The 18210-nt window shown below is 66.4% G+C and carries 16 protein-coding genes; 6 read left to right on the top strand and 10 right to left on the bottom strand.

Features of this window, described 5'->3' with window-relative positions:
- The first annotated feature begins 54 nt into the window (after nucleotides 1-54).
- Together prlC and ACF8C6_RS17550 are read left to right on the top strand one after the other, a co-directional pair.
- On the top strand, nucleotides 55-2103 hold the full coding sequence (prlC, locus tag ACF8C6_RS17555) for an oligopeptidase A (RefSeq protein ID WP_392500456.1): 2049 nt from the start codon (nucleotides 55-57) through the stop codon (nucleotides 2101-2103).
- Nucleotides 2100-2369 carry a YheV family putative zinc ribbon protein gene (locus tag ACF8C6_RS17550; protein WP_392500455.1) on the top strand — a complete coding sequence of 90 codons (270 nt, stop codon included), beginning with the start codon at nucleotides 2100-2102 and terminating at the stop codon, nucleotides 2367-2369. Before prlC ends, ACF8C6_RS17550 begins: the two co-directional genes overlap by 4 nt.
- A 61-nt stretch (nucleotides 2370-2430) precedes the next feature.
- Here the strand turns inward: ACF8C6_RS17550 and ACF8C6_RS17545 are convergent, their stop codons facing one another.
- Nucleotides 2431-3231, bottom strand: coding sequence for an AraC family transcriptional regulator (locus ACF8C6_RS17545; protein ID WP_392500454.1), 801 nt, complete (start codon nucleotides 3229-3231; stop codon nucleotides 2431-2433).
- Between the two features lie 80 nt (nucleotides 3232-3311).
- Between ACF8C6_RS17545 and ACF8C6_RS17540 the strand changes: the two genes are divergently transcribed.
- The 4 genes from ACF8C6_RS17540 to ACF8C6_RS17525 all read left to right on the top strand — a co-directional run bounded on the left by ACF8C6_RS17540 (nucleotide 3312) and on the right by ACF8C6_RS17525 (nucleotide 7882).
- Complete coding sequence (locus ACF8C6_RS17540; RefSeq protein ID WP_392500453.1) at nucleotides 3312-4307, top strand: bile acid:sodium symporter family protein; 996 nt, start codon at nucleotides 3312-3314, stop codon at nucleotides 4305-4307.
- An 80-nt stretch (nucleotides 4308-4387) separates the two neighbouring features.
- Nucleotides 4388-5446, top strand: a complete 1059-nt coding sequence (locus ACF8C6_RS17535) for a PA0069 family radical SAM protein (RefSeq protein WP_392500452.1) — start codon at nucleotides 4388-4390, stop codon at nucleotides 5444-5446.
- A 94-nt stretch (nucleotides 5447-5540) separates the two neighbouring features.
- Nucleotides 5541-6266, top strand: a complete 726-nt coding sequence (locus tag ACF8C6_RS17530; RefSeq protein ID WP_277687885.1) for a carbonic anhydrase — start codon at nucleotides 5541-5543, stop codon at nucleotides 6264-6266.
- A gap of 266 nt (nucleotides 6267-6532) precedes the next feature.
- Entirely contained in the window at nucleotides 6533-7882 is a 1350-nt protein-coding gene (locus tag ACF8C6_RS17525) for an O-antigen ligase family protein (protein ID WP_392500451.1), read from the top strand.
- Between the two features lie 3 nt (nucleotides 7883-7885).
- Here the strand turns inward: ACF8C6_RS17525 and ACF8C6_RS17520 are convergent, their stop codons facing one another.
- The 9 genes from ACF8C6_RS17520 to ACF8C6_RS17480 form a co-directional block, all read right to left on the bottom strand.
- On the bottom strand, nucleotides 7886-8248 hold the full coding sequence (locus ACF8C6_RS17520) for a VanZ family protein (RefSeq protein ID WP_392500450.1): 363 nt from the start codon (nucleotides 8246-8248) through the stop codon (nucleotides 7886-7888).
- Nucleotides 8249-8290: 42 nt separating this feature from the next.
- Nucleotides 8291-9433 carry a glycosyltransferase family 4 protein gene (locus tag ACF8C6_RS17515; RefSeq protein ID WP_392500449.1) on the bottom strand — a complete coding sequence of 381 codons (1143 nt, stop codon included), beginning with the start codon at nucleotides 9431-9433 and terminating at the stop codon, nucleotides 8291-8293.
- Nucleotides 9430-10617: an acyltransferase family protein gene (locus ACF8C6_RS17510; protein ID WP_392500448.1), complete on the bottom strand. Its 1188-nt coding sequence runs from the start codon at nucleotides 10615-10617 to the stop codon at nucleotides 9430-9432. Before ACF8C6_RS17510 ends, ACF8C6_RS17515 begins: the two co-directional genes overlap by 4 nt.
- Nucleotides 10614-12650 (bottom strand): acyltransferase family protein, encoded by a 2037-nt coding sequence (locus tag ACF8C6_RS17505; RefSeq protein ID WP_392500447.1) that lies wholly within the window; start codon nucleotides 12648-12650, stop codon nucleotides 10614-10616. Before ACF8C6_RS17505 ends, ACF8C6_RS17510 begins: the two co-directional genes overlap by 4 nt.
- A gap of 47 nt (nucleotides 12651-12697) precedes the next feature.
- Nucleotides 12698-13525, bottom strand: a complete 828-nt coding sequence (gene galU, locus ACF8C6_RS17500) for a UTP--glucose-1-phosphate uridylyltransferase GalU (RefSeq protein WP_392500446.1) — start codon at nucleotides 13523-13525, stop codon at nucleotides 12698-12700.
- 37 nt (nucleotides 13526-13562) lie between these two features.
- Nucleotides 13563-14567 (bottom strand): acyltransferase family protein, encoded by a 1005-nt coding sequence (locus ACF8C6_RS17495; RefSeq protein WP_392500445.1) that lies wholly within the window; start codon nucleotides 14565-14567, stop codon nucleotides 13563-13565.
- Between the two features lie 72 nt (nucleotides 14568-14639).
- Nucleotides 14640-15656, bottom strand: a complete 1017-nt coding sequence (gene galE, locus ACF8C6_RS17490; RefSeq protein ID WP_392500611.1) for a UDP-glucose 4-epimerase GalE — start codon at nucleotides 15654-15656, stop codon at nucleotides 14640-14642.
- Between the two features lie 44 nt (nucleotides 15657-15700).
- Nucleotides 15701-16720: an NAD-dependent epimerase/dehydratase family protein gene (locus ACF8C6_RS17485; protein ID WP_392500444.1), complete on the bottom strand. Its 1020-nt coding sequence runs from the start codon at nucleotides 16718-16720 to the stop codon at nucleotides 15701-15703.
- Between the two features lie 32 nt (nucleotides 16721-16752).
- The gene (locus ACF8C6_RS17480; RefSeq protein ID WP_392500443.1) at nucleotides 16753-18195 is read right to left on the bottom strand and encodes a mannose-1-phosphate guanylyltransferase/mannose-6-phosphate isomerase; all 1443 of its coding nucleotides are present in this window, start codon (nucleotides 18193-18195) and stop codon (nucleotides 16753-16755) included.
- Nucleotides 18196-18210 lie beyond the last annotated feature (15 nt).

Here is an 18210-nt window from a genome sequence, read left to right as displayed (position 1 = left end):
GCTGCGACGCTTGTATTACTATGGCCGGCATTCCGTGACGCCAAGGTGCCGCCCGTGACCGCGAACAATCCCCTGCTGCAAGACTTCGACCTGCCACCGTACTCCCAGATCAAGCCCGAGCACGTCGAACCCGCCGTCGACCAGATCCTCGCCGACAGCCGTGCGACCATCGCCGAGCTGCTGCAAAGCCAGCAGAGCAACCCGAGCTGGGATGGCCTGGTACTGGCGCTGGACGAACTGAACGCCCGCCTGGGCCGCGCCTGGAGCCCGGTCAGCCACCTCAACTCGGTGTGCAACAACGCCGAGCTGCGCGCCGCCTACGAGGCCTGCCTGCCCAAGCTGTCCGAGTTCTGGACCGAAATGGGCCAGAACAAGCCGCTGTTCCAGGCCTACCAGGCGCTGGCCGCCAGCCCCGAGGCCGCCGGCTTCGACGTGGCGCAGAAGACCATTCTCGAACACGCCCTGCGCGACTTCCGCCTGTCCGGCATCGACCTGCCGGCCGAGCAGCAGAAGCGCTACGGCGAGATCCAGATGAAGCTGTCCGAGCTGACCAGCAAGTTCTCCAACCAGCTGCTCGACGCCACCCAGGCCTGGACCAAGCACGTCAGCGACGAAGCGGCGCTGGCCGGCCTGACCGACTCGGCCAAGGCGCAGATGGCCCAGGCCGCCGAGGCCCGTGGCCTGGACGGCTGGCTGATCACCCTGGAGTTCCCCAGTTACTTCGCGGTGATGACCTACGCCGACGACCGCGCCCTGCGCGAAGAGGTGTACGCCGCCTACTGCACCCGCGCTTCCGACCAGGGGCCGAACGCCGGGCAGAACGACAACACCCCGGTGATGGCCGAGATCCTCGACCTGCGTCAGGAGCTGGCCAGGCTGCTCGGTTTCGCCCACTACAGCGAGCTGTCGCTGGCCAGCAAGATGGCCGAGTCCACCGAGCAGGTGCTGCACTTCCTGCGTGACCTGGCCGTGCGCAGCAAGCCCTTTGCTGAACAGGACCTGGCCGAGCTCAAGGCCTTCGCCGCCGAGCAGGGCCTGGACGACCTGCAGAGCTGGGACGTCGGCTACTACAGCGAGAAGCTGCGCGAGCAGCGCTACAGCATCTCCCAGGAGCAGGTGCGCGCCTGGTTCCCGATCGACAAGGTACTCAGCGGTCTGTTCGCCATCGTCGAAAAGCTCTACGGCATCCAGATCCAGGAGCTGTCCGGTTTCGACAGCTGGCATCCGGACGTGCGCCTGTTCGAGATCCGCGAGAACGGTCAGCACGTTGGCCGCTTCTTCTTCGACCTCTACGCCCGCGCCAACAAGCGCGGCGGCGCCTGGATGGACGGTGCCCGCGACAAGCGCCGCGATGCGGCAGGCCAGCTGATCAGCCCGGTGGCCAACCTGGTGTGCAACTTCACGCCTGCCGTCGGCGGCAAGCCGGCGCTGCTGACCCACGACGAAGTCACCACCCTGTTCCACGAATTCGGCCACGGTCTGCACCACCTGCTGACCCGCGTCGAGCATGCCGGTGCCTCCGGCATCAACGGCGTGGCCTGGGACGCGGTGGAGCTGCCCAGCCAGTTCATGGAGAACTGGTGCTGGGAGCCCGAGGGTCTGGCGCTGATCTCCGGCCACTACGAAACCGGCGAGGCGCTGCCGCAGGCCATGCTGGACAAGATGCTGGCGGCGAAGAACTTCCAGTCCGGCCTGATGATGGTGCGCCAGCTGGAGTTCTCCCTGTTCGACTTCGAGCTGCACGCCAGCCACGGCGACGGCCGCAGCGTGCTGGACGTGCTCGAAGGCGTGCGCGACGAGGTTTCGGTGCTGCGTCCGCCGGCCTACAACCGTTTCGCCAACGGCTTCGCCCACATCTTCGCTGGCGGCTACGCGGCCGGTTATTACAGCTACAAGTGGGCCGAAGTGCTGAGCGCCGACGCCTTCTCCAAGTTCGAGGAAGAGGGCGTGTTCAACCCCGACACCGGTCGCGCCTTCCGCGAGGCAGTGCTGGCGCGCGGCGGCTCGCAGGAGCCGATGGTGCTGTTCGTCGACTTCCGTGGCCGCGAGCCGAGCATCGACGCGCTGCTGCGCCACCTCGGCCTGAGCGCGGAGGCGGCATGAGCGAGGTGACGCCCAAGCGCTTCATCGCCGGCGCCGTGTGCCCGGCGTGCAGCGGCCAGGACACCATCAAGATGTGGAACGTCGACGGCGTGCCGCATCGCGAATGCGTGGCCTGCGGCTATGCCGACACCCTCAACGCCCAGGGCCAGTCGGTACCCCGGGAGCTGGGCACGCGGGTCAACCAGGCCGAGGCCAAGCCGGCGGCGAGCAAGGGTCAGACCGTGCAGTTCTTCCCCAACCCCAAGCTGAAAAAGCCCGGCGAGTGACAACCTGGCCCGGATGCAATCCGGGCAATGTTCGATACATCGCCCCCGGATTGCATCCGGGCTACGGTCTGAGCGGGCGGAAGAACTCTCCGGGCGTGCTGCCGAACTGCAGGCGAAACGCGGCGATAAAGGCCGACAGCGAGTCGTAGCCGCAGGCCAGCGCCACATCGGTGACCCGCTCGCCCTGTTCCAGCGGCGTCAGCGCATCGAGCAGGCGCTGGCGTTGGCGCCAGGCGCGGAAGGTCAGCCCGGTTTCACGCAGGAACAGGCGGCTCAGGGTGCGCTCGGAAACCCCCAGCCGCGTGCTCCATTCGCCCAGGCTCAGGTGCTGTTGCTTGGCTTCGCCGAGACCGGCGCAGATCAGGCGCAGGCGCTCGTCACGCGGCAACGGCAGGGACAGTGGCATCACCTCGGCCGCCTGCAGTTGATCGAGCAGCACGGCGCTCAACCTGCCTGCGGCACCCTGTTCGTCGTACTCGGCGGGAAAGCGGCTGAAGCCATTAATCAGCTCGCGCAGCAGCGGGCTGACCGCCAGCACCTGGCACTGCTCCGCGCCCCAGGGCACGACCCGACAGTCGATATACAGGCTGCGCATCTCGGTGCGCGGCGAGCTGAATACGCGGTGTTCGACACCCGCCGGTACCCACACCGCCCGTTGCGGCGGGGCGACGTAGCGGGCGCCGACGGTCTGCACCTCCAGCACGCCGGCGATGGCGTAGGACAGCTGTACCCAGGGGTGGCTGTGGACGAAGGTCAGTGCCCGATTGGGCAGCGACTCGACGCGGCCGTACAGCGGCCTGGGCAGCTGCGTCAGTTCGGGAACCGTGCGTTGCACGGTGTCGATTTGTCTGTTAGTCGACATTGGCTGGCTTGTTGGCGTTAGTCGGAAGTCGGCATCCACGATAAGTTGCCCACTCCCGCCACCGCAAGCCGAGTCCCATCATGCTGCGTCGTTTCCTCCCCGATGGTTTTACCCAGGCGCTGATCGCCATGGTCCTTTTGGCCAGCCTGTTGCCGGTCAGCGGCCAGGTGGCCGTGGCGTTTGGCTGGCTGACCAACCTGGCCATCGGCCTGCTGTTTTTCCTGCATGGCGCCAAGCTGTCGCGCGAGCAGATCATCGCCGGGGCCAGCCATTGGCGCCTGCACCTGCTGGTGTTCAGCTGCACCTTCGTCGTCTTTCCGCTGCTCGGCATGGCGCTCAAGCCGCTGCTGGCGCCGCTGACCGGCGACGCGCTGTACCTCGGCATGCTCTACCTCTGTGCACTGCCGGCCACGGTGCAGTCGGCCATTGCCTTCACGTCGCTGGCGCGTGGCAATGTCGCGGCGGCGATCTGCAGCGCCGCCGCTTCCAGCCTGTTCGGGATCTTCCTCACCCCTTTGCTGGTGGCACTGCTGCTGGACGTACATGGCGACGGCGGCTCGACCCTGGACGCCATCGGCAAGATCACTGTGCAATTGCTGCTGCCGTTTATCGCCGGGCAGATTGCGCGGCGCTGGATCGGTGACTGGGTCGGGCGCAACAAGCACTGGCTGCGCTATGTCGATCAGAGCTCGATCCTGCTGGTGGTCTACGGCGCCTTCAGCGCGGCGGTGGTCGAAGGGCTTTGGCACCAGGTGCCGCTGCCGGCCCTGGCCGGGCTGCTGCTGGCCTGCTGCGTATTGCTGGCCCTGGCGCTGGCTATCTCTTATGGCGCCGCGCGGTTGTGTGGTTTCAACCTGGAGGACCGCATCACCATTCTGTTCTGCGGCTCGAAGAAGAGCCTGGCCACCGGCGTGCCCATGGCCCAGGTGCTGTTCGCCGGCAGCAGCATTGGCCTACTGATCCTGCCGCTGATGCTGTTCCATCAGATCCAGTTGATGGTCTGCGCGGTACTGGCGCAGCGCTTTGCCAACCGTCCGGAATCAGTCAGCGAACTGATGGGTCGCGTCGATCCCTAGCCTTTGGGGCGACGAATACCGCTGGCGTTTTCGGGTCAAGTCAAATACTGTTTATATATACAGTATCTGGAGCGCCCGCCATGTCGTTCAACTCGCCGCCCCGTGGTCGCGGCACCGCCAGCAATCCGCACAACCGCTTTGCCCCGACCCGCAGCCAGGCCGAAGACGACGGCTGGTTTCAGGACGAGACGCCGCCCTGTCGCGCCACCGAGGTGCGCGTCGAGCGGGCGAAGACGGTGATCAGCCGCAACCAGTCGCCGGATGTCGGTTTCGACCTGTCGGTGAACCCCTACCGTGGCTGCGAGCACGGCTGTATCTACTGCTTTGCCCGGCCCAGCCATGCCTACTGGGACCTGTCGCCGGGCATCGACTTCGAGACCCGGCTGATCGCCAAGATCAACCTGGCCGAGCGCCTGGAAGAGGAGCTGAGCAAGCCGGGCTATGTGCCCAAGCCCATCGCCCTGGGCATCAACACCGATGCCTACCAGCCGATCGAGCGCGAGCAGCGCCTGACCCGCCAGGCCCTGGAGATCCTCCTGCGCTTTCGCCACCCCGTGCACCTGATCACCAAGAGTTCGCTGGTGTTGCGCGACCTTGACCTGCTGCAGGCGCTGGCCGCGCACAATCTGGTGAAGGTGGCGCTGAGTATCACCACCCTGGACGACGAGCTGAAACGCATCATGGAGCCGCGCGCCGCCTCGCCGGGGGCTCGCCTGCGCACCCTGCGCGAGCTGGACAAGGCCGGCGTGCCGGTGGCGGTGATGGTCGCGCCGCTGATCCCGATGATCAACGACATGGAGCTGGAGCGCATTCTCCAAGCCGCCAGTGAGGCGGGCGCGCGTTCGGCCGGTTATGTGCTGCTGCGCCTGCCGCTGGAGATCGCCGAGTTGTTCGAGGAATGGCTGGCCACGCATTTTCCCGAGCGCGCCGAGCATGTGATGAGCCTGATCCGCCAGTCGCGTGGCGGCAAGAACTACGACAGCCGCTTCGGCAGCCGCATGCGCGGGGAGGGCGCCTTTGCCGACCTCCTGGCGCAGCGTTTTGCCCTGGCGCGCAAGCGGTTTGGCCTGGATCGGCGGCGTTTCGAGCTGGATTGCCGCCAGTTCACTGCACCGGGCCAGCAACTGTCCTTACTCTAATTTGTGACTCTCCGAGGCTGGCGGCTGTCCGCATGGCAGGTCGATAATCTCCGTCTTCGCAGCCGCGCGACAGTATCAGCACGAGGTAGAAACAATGCCCTACAAGCACAACGCCATTCCCCTGCAGGCGCGCACCGCGCCGGAGAGCGCCGATGAGGCGTTGAGCGCCATCGTCGGCGGCTTCAAACGTTTCCGTCACGAAGTCTTCCCGCAGCAGGAAGAGCTGTTCAAGGCGCTGGCCACCGCGCAGAACCCGCGGGCCATGTTCATCACCTGTGCCGACTCGCGCATCGTGCCCGAGCTGATCACCCAGAGCGCCCCGGGCGACCTGTTCGTCAGCCGCAACGTCGGCAACGTGGTGCCGGCCTACGGGCAGATGATGGGTGGCGTCTCCACCGCCATCGAATACGCGGTGCTGGCCCTGGGCGTGCAGCACATCATCGTCTGCGGCCACTCCGACTGCGGCGCGATGAAGGCAGTGCTGGCTCCCGAGAGCCTGGAGAGCATGCCGACGGTGAAAGCCTGGCTGCGCCACAGCGAAGTGGCGCTCAAGGTGGTCGAAGCCAATTGCGGCTGCGAAGGCCACGACCGGCTGGGCATCCTCACCGAGGAAAACGTGGTGGCCCAGCTCAACCACCTGTGCACCCACCCGTCGGTGGCGGCGCGCGTGGCCAGCGGCCAGCTGTTCATCCATGGCTGGGTCTACGACATCGAGACCAGTGCCATTCGCGCCTACGACGCCGAGCGCGGTACCTTCCTGCCGCTGGACGGGGATGTGGTGCCGATGGCCACGCCCAAGGCGCGCTACACCACGCGCTGACGCCCCGCGCCCGGCCGCTGAAACGCAAAACGCCCCGACCGTCAGGTTCGGGGCGTTTTGCGTTGTGCTGCGCTGCTTTTGTGCAAAGGCTGGCGCCGCGCCTGCAGGGGGCAGCGCGGCGCCAGGCCGCCGGGGGCGTGCGGTCTGATCATTGCAAGGTAAGGGCTGCGCGTGCCTGCAACGAATTTGCAGGACAAGCGTGCCTCAATAGAGCGGCCTGCCACATGCCGCAGCGCGAACAGTCCTCTCTCCAGCAAGGAATGCTCATGACCTGTTCATTGCCCAGTCTCGAACGCGCCCTGATGGCCGCTGTGCTGGTTCTGCTGCTCTGGATACCGCTGCCCCAGGGCAGCAATCGCGACTGGTCCGTTGCCCTGCTGGTGCTGCTCTGTGCCCTGCTCGGTCTGGGCTGGGCGATCAATCGCTACCGCCGCAACCGCGCCGTCGGGCCGACCCTCAAGGCGGGCCTGCCGATGCTGGGGCTGCTGCTGCTCAGCCAGGTGTGGGTGCTGATCCAGTGCCTGAGCGGCCGCACGGCCGATCTGGCGGCGAGTTTCGAGGCGCTGATGCTCGGCCTGGCCTATGGCCTGCTGTTCCTGCTGGTGGTCGACCTGTTCCGCACCCGCAAGCGCTTGACCCTGCTGCTCGGCTGCCTGGTGGTCAGCGGCACGCTGCAGGCTTTCTACGGTGCGGCGATGACCCTGTCTGGCGTGGAGTGGGGCTTTCTGCAGAGCAAGACGGCCTATATCGGCCATGCGACCGGCACCTTCATCAACCGCAATCACCTGGCCGGCTATCTGGAGCTGACCATGGCTGCCGGCATCGGTCTGCTCCTGGCGCTGCGTGACGAGCGCCCGTTCAGCTGGGTCAACCTGCTGGAAATGCTGCTCGGCCCCAAGGCACGCCTGCGCCTGGCGCTGGTGGTGATGGTCATCGCCCTGGTCATGAGTCATTCGCGGATGGGCAATACGGCGTTCTTTACCAGCCTGCTGCTGGTCGGCGGCCTGTTCCTGCTGCTCAATCGTCAGCATCGCCTGCGCAACGGCCTGATTCTGGCCAGCCTGATCCTTGTCGACCTGCTGATCATCAGCCAGTACTTCGGCCTGGAGAAGCTGGCGGATCGTCTGAGCAGGACGCAGCTGCAGGCCGACCTGAGCAGCCAGGGCGTGGTGCTGGAAGCCAACGACCTGCGTGCGCAGGTGTACGAGGACGCCATCCAGTTGCTGCACGAGCGCTGGTGGGACGGTCACGGGGCGGGGAGCTTCGAGGTGGTGTTTCCGCGGGTGGCCAGCGCGCAGATCGACGCGGCGTTCGACCACGCGCACAACGATTACCTGCAGTTCCTGATCGAGTACGGCGTGCTGGGCAGCCTGCCGCTGGCGGCCTTCGTCCTGCTGGCCCTGTTCCATGCGGTGCGGGCCATGTGGATGCGCGAGTCGACCTACCGCAGTGGCGTCGGTGCGGGCGTGCTGCTGGCGCTGATCGCCTTGCTGCTGCACGCGTTCGTCGACTTCAACCTGCAGATTCCGGCCAACGCCGCGACCTTCGTGGTGTTCTGCGCGCTGGCGGTGCTGGCCAGCGAGCACTTTCGCGAGCGTCGGGCGCAGCCACGCTGAGGTTCAGCGCAGCATCTGCAGCGCTGCCGGGCGCTGCAGGCGCCGGATCAGGCTGGCGGTCAGCAGCCCCAGGCAGACGCCGGCGACATTGGCCAGCATGTCATCAAACGCGGGTGTGCGCCGCGGCAGCAGGCCCTGGGCCAGTTCGATACCCAGTGATAGCAGGAGGCAGTAGAGCCCGACCCAGCACAGGTGGCTGCGCACGAAAGCCAGGCGTGCGCTGCAGGCCAGCGCGGCGAAGGCGGCGAGGTGATGCAGCCAGTCCTGATGCTCGAACAGCTGTGGTACGGGATCGCTGCGTAGCCCCAGTATCAGGGTGACGCCGAGCACGCAAAGGAAGCAGAGCAAAGCGAGATAGCGGCTCATCCAGAATTCCTGGCAGGGTGACGACAGATCAGAGTATGGCCCTCACATGGCCGTTGGCTGTGAGGTGTGCGCTGTGCTGGCTTGCCCGGCATCGGCCAGCAATGCCAGGCTCAGCTCGGCGTGCTGCCGGGCGAAGGACTCGGCGCTCAGGCCCGGGCAGCCGATTTTGCTCTGCGCCGAGCGCGCCATGGCCAGCGCCCCTTCCGTGTCGCGGGCCAGCGTTTCGATGGCCTGGCGCAATGCCAGCGGATCGTGAGGGGGCACGTAGCGGACATCGTCGTCAGCGAAGTAGGCGCGCAGGCCGCCGGTGTCACTGACAATCACCGGGCAGCCCTTGATCACGGCCTCTTCCACCACGGTGATGCCGGAGGCGTGCAGGTTGTCCACCAGCGGTACGATCACCAGATCGGCTTGGGCGAACAGCGCTTCCAGCTCATCGTTGTGCCGGGCTTTGACCACTTGGCAGTTCTCCATGTGGGCCACCAGTCGTTGATCGATCGTGGCGGAGACGATGGTCAGCTGCAGCTGTGGCTGATCGCGCACCGCCGCCACCAGGGTGGGCCAGTCGCGGTGACGGTCATTGCCGAGGGAGAGCAGGTGCAGTCTGCTGCCGCTGGCCGGTGCCTTGGGCGCGCGCATGCCTCGGGTGGCGATGCCGAAGTGCACCAGCTCGCAGCGCTTGCCCGGAAAGAGCTCCTGCGCCCTGGCCTGATTGAGTGGCGACAGAAAGGTCAGGATGTCGGCCCGCTGCAGCAGCGTCCGGTAGCACCAGCGGCGCAGCTTGCCGAAGCTGTCCCAGCGGTCGCACAGCCACACCGATTGCAGGATCAGGCGTGGCGCCTGCCGGCGCGGGTACAGGCGACAGAGCAGGGTGGCGGCGAGGCTCTGGCTTTCCGTATGGGTCCAGACCACATCGGCGGCGAAGAAGGCGCGGCGATTGCGCCAGGCCTGCACCAGGTCGAATCCCAGCAGCGCGCCCACGCCGAGGCGGATCAGCTTGCCGAACGGCCCTTCGTCGGCATCCTCCGAGTAGGTGACGGCGACACCGTATTTCTCCGCATGGTGGTAGCCGTAAGCGTATTCCTCGTTCAGGCCAATGATCTTGCCGGCCTTGTACAGCCGGTTCCACCGGGCGGCGCCGAAGCCATGCGCCAGCAGAACAAAAACCGCGGGGCGGGGGGTCATCGTTTCACCTCGATCGGGAACTGGACACGGGGTTGCTGGAGCAGCAGCTTGCGCAGGGCATCCTGGGCGGGCCGCTCGAAATAGCGATAGGTCGGCAGGCACAGGGCGAGCAGCAGGGCGAAGAACAGCAGCAGTACCCACGGCTCGTAGAAGAGGTCGGGGGCGATGCCCAGCTGCCGCACGGCGATGAACAGCGCCAGCTGCAGCGGGAAGTGCAGCAGGTAGATGGCGTAGGTCAGGTCGCCGAGGCTGGCCAGGCGCCGGCCGAGATGGCCACGCAGGGTTTCGCCGAGCACCAGCGCCAGAATGGTCAGCGGAAACAGCAGGCCCACCACCAGCAGCCGACTCAGCTTGAGCAGGGCGCCCGGCAGCTGCTGGGCCAGCGACGGCGGCAGGTAGCTGCCCAGCTGGGCTTGCAGCCATGGCAGCAGCCAGGGCCTGTGTACTTCGCTGAGGGTGGCCAGCCAGAGCAGCGCGGCGGCGCCGATGACGAACGGCGCGACCGCCCGCACCCACTGGCGTCGGTGCAGTTCGCGGTAGAGCTGGAACAGCAGGCCGCCCAGGAAGAACGAGAACAGCCCCCTGCCGAGGATGGGGTGCACGGTCATCAGCACCAGGCCGGCCAGCACCAGGGCGATGTTCAACCCCAGGCGCAGGCCGAACACGCGACAGGTGATGAAGAACAGCAGGTACATCAGCACTTCGACCGACACCGACCAGATCGGCCCGTTGAACGACGGCCCCTGCTCCAGCCCCCAGCCGGAGATCATCAGCAGGTTGAGCAGCGCGTGATAGGCGTCGTTGTAGGGGGTCACGAAGTAGTCGCCGCTGCTCGCCAGCAGCCAGTGCTGCATGACCAGCACCAGCAGGAAGCTCACCAGGTGCAACGGGTACAGCCGGGAAAAGCGCAGCACGAAAAACTGCCAGGCGCCGACGCGGCGGTCCGCCACGGCGTCGGCGTAGAGCCAGAAGAACACGAAGCCGGACAGCGAGAAGAACAGATCCACCGCCAGCCAGCCGGCCTGGTAGGCGAAGAAGAACAGCGCGTAGAACGGCTGTGCCTGCATGTCGTAGGGCACGAAGGTGCTGCCGTCGAAGAAGAAGTGCTGCCAGTGCCAGAACACCACCACGAGGGCGGCCAGCCCGCGCAGCAGGTCGAGGGAGTAGAAGCGGTGCGGCATCATCGCTGCTTACCCGGTTGATAGTGCGCGTGCAGTTCGCCCGCAGCCCTTTGTGGCGCGGGCGCCGAGGTGGTTTCGAACATGTCGCGAAACAGCGGAACCAGCAGCTCGCCGCCATGGGCATTGAGGTGGTCGTCATCGGTGTAGAGCGGCAGCCCGTCGCGATCGCCGGCGCAGCTGTCGCCGGGGCACAGGTATGGCAGCGGGTCGAGAATCCGCACCCCGCAACGCTCGGCGGCCAGGTTCTGGGTCTGCCAGGCGAACTGGTTGCGCTGGTGGTACTCGGCAAGGCTGATGCTCACCTGCACCGTCTCCCCGCGCAGCAGCGCGCGGCCCATGGTGCGCGGCACGTCCAGGCGCAGCTCGGGCGTGGGGCGCAGCATGTAGACCGGGCGCTGGCGGGCGAAGCGGCAGGCGGTTTCGATGATGCCGTCACGCATGGCCTGCAGATAGGCCGGGCTGCGGCTGGCGAACGGCGTGGTGAAGTACAGGTAGGGCACGGCTATCTCACGGGTGCGGTCCGGCTCGTTGGGCCCGAACAGGTAGTAGGACGTACGGTTGATGATCAGCAGCGGTGCCGTGCCCAGTGCGGGATCGTCGGTCGCCGCCTTGCCCTCGACGAATTTGCCGCAGCGGTAGGTGAGCTGGTCGAGCGCGTGTATCCCGGCAATGGTCGGGCAGTTGCTCATGGTCCAGTCCAGCACATGCAGGCTGGAGGTAGGTAGCGCCTGCTCCACCGCGCGCACCAGGGCGCCGGCATGGCTGTCGCCGATGACGATCACGCCGAGCCGCTCGCCGCCGTAGGTGCATTCCGGCACCTGGCTGAATTCGTTGCGCAGGCATTCATCGCGGCGCGGGTTGGCCTCCCGGGTCGCCGCGAAGACCGCCTCCACCTGTGCCGGGACACGTCCGGGCACGCCCTGGCGCAGCTGAATCAGCAGGCCCGGCAGGACCACCAGCAGCGCCACCGCCACCAGGGCGGACGTCGCCGGCAGCGGCGGCAGGCGCTGCAGCATCACCCGGGACGGCTGCTCGACCAGGCGATAGGACGCCCACCCCAGGGCCAGGCTGAGCGCCAGGCAGATCAGTATCGCCGCCGCTTGCCCGGACAGCTCCAGGTAACCCAGTGCTACCGCCAGCGGCCAGTGCCACAGGTAGACCGAGTAGGAGCAGCGGCCGAGCCATTGCGCCAGACGGTTGCCGGTCCAGCGCGAATGCGGGCGCGCGGCGATCAGCACCAGCAGGGTGCCGCTGACCGGCACCAGCGCCGCCCAGCCCGGCCACAGGGTGTCGGCGGAAAAGCCCAGGGTGGCGGCCAGGATCAGCCCCAGGCCAAGCGCTTCCAGGCCTGCTCGCCACGCTGCGGACAGCTGCAGCGGGGTCGCCAGCAGGTAGACCAGCCCGCCGGCCAGCAACTCCCACACGCGGGTGGGCAGCAGGTAGAACGCCGCACTGGTCTTGACCGGCGTCGCCAGCCCGCAGAGCAGCAGCGACAGCAGGCCGCCGAGGGCGAGAACCGCCACCAGCGCCTGCCGGCGCGGCAGCACGCGCCAGGTGATCCAGAGCAGCACCGGCAGTATCAGGTAGCACTGCCATTCCACCGACAGCGACCAGGTGTGCAGCAGCCAGTTGTCGTGGGCGTCACCGGTGAAATAGCCCGCATCCCGCCAGAACAGGATGTTGGAGAAGAATCCCAGCGCGGCGACGGCCTGCTGGCCCAGCGCGGCGTATTCCGTGGCCGGCAGCCAGGGCCAGCCGAGCAGCAGCAGGGTGGCGCAGAGCACCGCCAGCGCCGGCAGGATGCGCCGGGCACGGGCCAGGTAGAAGGCCAGCAGGGAGAAGGGCCGCTCGTGCTGGTGCAGGCCGCGCACGATGATCCCGGTCATCAGAAATCCCGAGATCACGAAGAACACGTCGACACCGACGAAGCCCCCGGAGAACCCGGGGACGTCGAAATGGAACAGCACGACCACCGCCACTGCCCAGGCCCGCAGGCCGTTGATATCCGCGCGAAAGCGCATCGGTGAGGGGTTCATGATGTGGTGTCGAGGCGGACAAAGGGGCGAAGGCGGGTACTCACGGCCTATTTGCCGTGGAAGGCCTCGAAGCAGAAATTGGTCGCTTCGACGAAGCCTTCGGCGGTGCCGCAGTCGAAGCGCCGGCCCTTGAACCGATAGGCCAGGACGCAGCCGTTCTGCGCCTGCTTGAGCAGCGCGTCGGTGATCTGGATCTCGCCATTCTTGCCCGGCTCGGTATCGGCGATCAGGCCGAAGATGTCCGGCGTGAGGATGTAGCGGCCGATGATCGCCAGGTTGCTCGGCGCTTCGTCCGGCTTGGGCTTCTCCACCATGCTGTGCACGCGATACAGGTCGTCGCGGATCATCTCGCCGGCGATGACGCCGTACTTGTGGGTCTGATCGGCCGGGACCTCCTGAATGGCCACGATCGAGCAGCGGAACTGGTTGAACAGCTTGACCATCTGCGCCAGCACGCCGTCACCGCCGGTGTTCAGACACAGGTCATCGGCCAGCACCACGGCGAAGGGCTCGTCGCCGATCAGTGGCGCACCGCAGAGAATGGCGTGGCCCAGTCCCTTCATGGCCACCTGGCGGGTGTAGGAGAAGGTGCAGTGCTCGATCAGCTGGCGCGTGCTCTCGAGAAAGTGCTCCTTGTCGGTCCCGCGGATCTGGTGCTCCAGCTCGTAGCTGATGTCGAAGTGGTCCTCGAGCGCGCGCTTGCCGCGCCCGGTGACGATGGCCATCTGTTGCATGCCGGCGTCGCGGGCTTCCTCGACGCCGTACTGGATCAGCGGTTTGTTGACGATGGGCAGCATTTCCTTGGGCATCGCCTTGGTGGCGGGCAGGAAACGAGTGCCATAGCCGGCGGCGGGAAACAGGCATTTGCGGATCATGGTGAGCACCTCGGGTTGCAGAGGGGAGACAGGTGAGTCAGGAGCCGATCAGGAGGCGGCTGTGCTGTTTGGCGACGCGTTTGACGCAATAGGTGATGCCGATGCAGATGGCGATGGTGACCAGCGTCAGCAGCAGGCGCAGGAGCAGGTACACGGCGAAGTCGGGCGGTTGCAGGTAATCGCTGAACATCCGGTACAGCCCGGCGAAATAGCCGTGCAGGAAGTACAGGGTGAAGCTGTATATGCCGACCAGCGACAGGCTGCCCGCCAGCCAGGGGTATCGGCCGATCCGCTCCTGCTGGTGCAGCAGCACCAGGTACAGCAGGGCGAACAGGCAGAACTTCTGCAGGCCGTAGTAGCTCTTGTCGTAGGCACTGATTAGCGACAGCACCACGAGCAGCAGGGCGAAGCAGCCGCTGGCGAGCCGTAGTCGGCTCTGCAGTGCCGTGCGGTACTGGCAGAACAGCATGCCCAGCAGGTAGATGGGAACGAAGTGAATCGCCGCCAGCAACGGATTGGCATTGTGCTCGGGGCGGTCGGTGGCGATGAACAGGACGATGCCCAGCAGGGCGGCCAGGGCAAACCAGCGCTGCCGGGACAGACCGTAGAGCAGGGGAGCACTCAGGTAGATCAGCGCCAGCGCCGGGATGAACCAGAGTGGCCCCAGGTGTGCGCCCGTGGCCAGCATGAACAGAATCTGGAACACCAGTGGCCAGGTGTAGAAGGCATCCAGGTCCAGCCAGACGTGTTCGGTCTTCAGTTTCAGCAGGTAGATGGCAATCGCCGGCAGCGAGATCAGCACGTAAGGGATGATCACGTTGTTGAGTTTCTTCGCCAGGTAGCTGCGGTAGCGGTACTTGCCGCTGTTCAGCTGGAAGAAGAACCCGGAAATGGCCACGAAGATGCAGGTCGAGCCCTTCACCAGGGTCTCGATCAGCAGGGTCTGCGCATCGTTCAGCGGGTATTCCAGCCCGTCGGCCATGTGGATGAAGACGATCATGGTGGCAGCGATGCCCCTGATCCAGTTGAGGTTGTCTAGCATGTGCGCGCAGTCATCCGGGGCCCTCGCCGCACGACGCAGGCCGCGCGGCGACAGGCTGATGGGCGGAGAGCGTCAGGAGGCGTAGCCCTCGGGGTTGCTGGTTTGCCAGCGCCAGGTGTCGGCCATCATCTGGGTCAGGTCGCGCTTGGCCTGCCACTGCAGCTCCTGCGCGGCCTTGGACGGATCGGCCCAGCACTCGGCGATGTCGCCCGAGCGCCGCTCGACCACCTGATAGGGCACGGCCTTGCCGCTGGCCTGCTCGAAGGCCCGGATGATCTGCAGCACGCTGTAGCCGGTACCGGTACCGAGATTCCAGATATGGATGCCCGGCTTGTCGCCCAGCGCCTCCAGGGCCTTGATGTGGCCCTCGGCCAGGTCGACCACATGGATGTAGTCGCGCACGCCGGTGCCGTCCGGGGTCGGGTAGTCGGCGCCGAACACCGACAGGGTCTGCAGTTTGCCGATGGCCACCTGGCTGAGGTAGGGCAGCAGGTTGTTGGGGATGCCGTTCGGCGCTTCGCCAAGCAGGCCACTGGCATGGGCGCCGATGGGGTTGAAGTAGCGCAGCAGGGCGATGCTCCAGCGCGGGTCGGCGGTCGCGAGATCGCGCAGCAGGTTCTCCACCATCAGCTTGGAGCGACCATAGGGGTTGGTCGGCTGGCCGGTGGGAAAGTCCTCGCGGATCGGCATCTGCTCAGGCTCGCCGTAGACCGTGGCCGATGAACTGAACACCAGGCGGAACACGCCGGCGTGGGCCATGGCCTGGAACAGGGTCAGGCTGCCGGCGACATTGTTCTGGTAGTACTCCAGCGGCATGCGCACGCTTTCGCCGACCGCCTTGAGGCCGGCGAAATGCAGCACCGCGCCGATCCGGTGCTCGACGAACAGGGCATCGAGCCGCTCACGATCGCGGATGTCGCCCTCGATGAAGGTGATGCGCTTGCCGCTGATCTGCTCGACCCGGCGCAGCGACTCGGCGCAGCTGTTGCTCAGGTTGTCGTAGGCCAGTACCTCGTAGCCTGCCTCGAGCAGGGCGAGGGCGGTGTGCGAGCCGATATAGCCGGCCGCACCCGTCACGAGAATCTGCATGCTCATGATCGAAGTCCGTGGTGGTGGAGGGAGCGGACGGCGCCTCAGCGCCATTCTTCAGGGCAGCTGTTTTTCCAGTCGGCCAGGGCGGAGGACAGGCTGTACTGGTAGGGGTAGCCCTGCGCCACGAGAAAGCCCGGGAGGATGTTGTTGGAGCGCACCAGCTTGCGGATGCGCACCGGGCTGAAGGGGTGCTTGATGCCCAGGGGCTTGGCCACCAGGTCGATGCTGTAGGCCACCGTCAAAAGCAGCGGGTAGGGAATCGCCGGCACCGAGCGCTGTACCCCGGCCACCGCGCAGACGGCCTCGACGTACTCTTCGATGGAGGGTCCGGGATTCATGGTCATGTTGAACAGCGACAGGTGCCGACCCTGCGCCTTCTGCTGCTGCAGGACCCAGGACATGGCGGCACACAGCTCCTTCACATAGGTACCGGCCTTGCGGGTGTCGCGGTTGCCCATGTAGAAGAAGTAGCGGCGCAGCACGGCCCGCACCAGGCGCGACACGTTGCCGCCTTCGCCGGCGCCGAACACCACGCCGGGGCGCACGATCACCAGATGGCGGCGTTCCCGGTCGGCGGCCAGCCAGGCCTGGTGGATCTTCTCGGCAGCCAGCTTGGAGCCGCCGTAGGCGGTGGCGGGAACCGGCAGGGTGGTTTCGTCCTTTTCCTGTTCGCTCGGGCCGTAGGGCGAGATCGAGCTGGTGAAGATCAGGTCCTCGCAGCCGATGCGTTCGGCCCAGGCGCAGACGTGTTCGGCGCCCAGCAGGTTGGTTTCGTAGTACTCGAAATCCTCATGCCCCGGTTCGCGGTGTACCGCGGCGAAGTTGGCGATCAGCGCGACCGTCTCGTCCGGTTGCCAGTCGATGGGCTGGCGCACGTCGCCGCGCACCTCGACGATGCGCGGCTCCTCCTGCACCAGCCGGCGGCGGTAGGGAAACGGCTTGTCGGCCACCTGCTCGCGGTCGTACAGGTAGATCGTGTCGAAGCGGCCCTCGCTCAGCAGCTGGCGGGCGAAGAACACGCCGATGAAGCCCGAACCTCCAAAGATCACGGCACAGCTCATGATTCCATTCCTCCAGTGAACCCAGGATCCGCTCAGGCCTTGATGGTTTCGACCGGAGCGGGGTTCGCGGCGACCCGGCCATAGCGGTCTTCGAAGCGCACGATGTCGTCCTCGCCCAGGTAGCTGCCGGACTGCACTTCGATCAGCTCGAGGGGAATCACCCCCGGGTTCTCCAGGGCGTGCACCTGGCCCACCGGGATGTAGGTCGACTGGTTCTCGGTGAGCAGGATGGTGCTCTCGCCGTTGGTGACCTTGGCCGTGCCGCTGACCACGATCCAGTGTTCGGCGCGATGGTGGTGCATCTGCACGGACAGCTTGGCCCCCGGCTTCACGGTGATGTGCTTGACCTGGTAGCGGGTGCCGTTGTCGATCGAGTCGTACAGGCCCCAGGGGCGGTATACCTCGCGGTGGTTGATCGGCTCGTTGCGGCCGTCCTGGCGCAGGCGATCGACGATCTTCTTCACCTCCTGCACCTTGTCGCGGTGCGCCACCAGCAGGGCGTCCTTGGTTTCGACGATCACCAGGTCGTCGACGCCCAGGGTGGTGACCAGGCGACTGTCGGCATGCACGTAGGTGTTGTGGCTGTCGTGGGCCAGCACATCACCCTTGAGCAGGTTGCCGTCGGCGTCCTTGGCGCCGACTTCCCACAACGCCGACCAGGAACCGACATCGCTCCAGCCGGCGTCCAGCGGCACCATGGCGGCCTCGGCGGTGCGCTCCATCACGGCGTAGTCGATGGAGTCATCCGGGCAGGTGGCAAAGGCGACGCTGTCGATACGGATGAAGTCGAGATCGCGCTGGCTGCCGCTCAGCGCCTTGCGGCAGGCGTGCAGGATTTCCGGCTGGAAGCGCTCCAGCTCCTGCAGGTAGCGGCTGGCGCGGAACAGGAACATGCCGCTGTTCCAGTAGTACTCGCCGCTTTCCAGGTAGCCGTTGGCGGTGGCGGCATCCGGCTTCTCGACGAAGCGGCTGACGCTGAAGCCGCTGCCCAGCGCGGCGCCCCGCTTGATGTAGCCGTAACCGGTTTCCGCGTGGCTGGGGACGATGCCGAAGGTGACCAGCTTGCCTTCCATGGCCAGCGGCACCGCCTGCTCGATGCTGGCGCGGAAGGCGTCGGTGTCCTGGATCAGATGATCGGCGGCCAGTACCAGCAGCAGCGGATCGTCCACCGCCTCGACCGCCTGCAGGGCAGCCAGGGCCAGGGCCGGCGCGGTGTTGCGCCCCACCGGTTCGAGCAGAATGGTGAAGTTGTCCAGGCCCAGCTGGCGCAGCTGTTCGGCGGCGAGGAAGCGATGCTGCTCGTTGCAGATCAGCATCGGCTGGGCGGTCTCCAGCCCGTCGAGACGCTGGAGCGTGGCCTGCAACATGGACAGCTGGCCGTCGGCCAGAGCCAGGAATTGCTTGGGGTTGAGTTGGCGCGACAGGGGCCACAGGCGCGAGCCGGACCCTCCCGCCATGACGATGGGAAGCAACATGGTTGAACCTCCAGG

This window comes from Pseudomonas sp. zbq_18 (genome assembly GCF_043102245.1).
In the GTDB taxonomy this organism is placed as follows: Bacteria; Pseudomonadota; Gammaproteobacteria; order Pseudomonadales; family Pseudomonadaceae; genus Aquipseudomonas.
The sequence above is the reverse complement of the archived record's forward strand: the minus strand, read 5'-3'. Positions and strand labels throughout refer to the sequence as shown.

What these genes read in the sequence shown, in the direction of transcription:
- ACF8C6_RS17505 (WP_392500447.1), bottom strand. Translation starts at nt 12,650, where the DNA reads ATGAACCCCTCACCGATGCGCTTTCGCGCGGATATCAACGGCCTGCGG.
- ACF8C6_RS17535 (WP_392500452.1), top strand. Translation starts at nt 4,388, where the DNA reads ATGTCGTTCAACTCGCCGCCCCGTGGTCGCGGCACCGCCAGCAATCCG.
- galE (WP_392500611.1), bottom strand. Translation starts at nt 15,656, where the DNA reads ATGCAGATTCTCGTGACGGGTGCGGCCGGCTATATCGGCTCGCACACC.
- ACF8C6_RS17520 (WP_392500450.1), bottom strand. Translation starts at nt 8,248, where the DNA reads ATGAGCCGCTATCTCGCTTTGCTCTGCTTCCTTTGCGTGCTCGGCGTC.
- ACF8C6_RS17510 (WP_392500448.1), bottom strand. Translation starts at nt 10,617, where the DNA reads ATGATGCCGCACCGCTTCTACTCCCTCGACCTGCTGCGCGGGCTGGCC.
- ACF8C6_RS17495 (WP_392500445.1), bottom strand. Translation starts at nt 14,567, where the DNA reads ATGCTAGACAACCTCAACTGGATCAGGGGCATCGCTGCCACCATGATC.
- galU (WP_392500446.1), bottom strand. Translation starts at nt 13,525, where the DNA reads ATGATCCGCAAATGCCTGTTTCCCGCCGCCGGCTATGGCACTCGTTTC.
- ACF8C6_RS17545 (WP_392500454.1), bottom strand. Translation starts at nt 3,231, where the DNA reads ATGTCGACTAACAGACAAATCGACACCGTGCAACGCACGGTTCCCGAA.
- ACF8C6_RS17485 (WP_392500444.1), bottom strand. Translation starts at nt 16,720, where the DNA reads ATGAGCTGTGCCGTGATCTTTGGAGGTTCGGGCTTCATCGGCGTGTTC.
- ACF8C6_RS17530 (WP_277687885.1), top strand. Translation starts at nt 5,541, where the DNA reads ATGCCCTACAAGCACAACGCCATTCCCCTGCAGGCGCGCACCGCGCCG.
- ACF8C6_RS17515 (WP_392500449.1), bottom strand. Translation starts at nt 9,433, where the DNA reads ATGACCCCCCGCCCCGCGGTTTTTGTTCTGCTGGCGCATGGCTTCGGC.
- ACF8C6_RS17550 (WP_392500455.1), top strand. Translation starts at nt 2,100, where the DNA reads ATGAGCGAGGTGACGCCCAAGCGCTTCATCGCCGGCGCCGTGTGCCCG.
- ACF8C6_RS17540 (WP_392500453.1), top strand. Translation starts at nt 3,312, where the DNA reads ATGCTGCGTCGTTTCCTCCCCGATGGTTTTACCCAGGCGCTGATCGCC.
- ACF8C6_RS17480 (WP_392500443.1), bottom strand. Translation starts at nt 18,195, where the DNA reads ATGTTGCTTCCCATCGTCATGGCGGGAGGGTCCGGCTCGCGCCTGTGG.
- ACF8C6_RS17525 (WP_392500451.1), top strand. Translation starts at nt 6,533, where the DNA reads ATGACCTGTTCATTGCCCAGTCTCGAACGCGCCCTGATGGCCGCTGTG.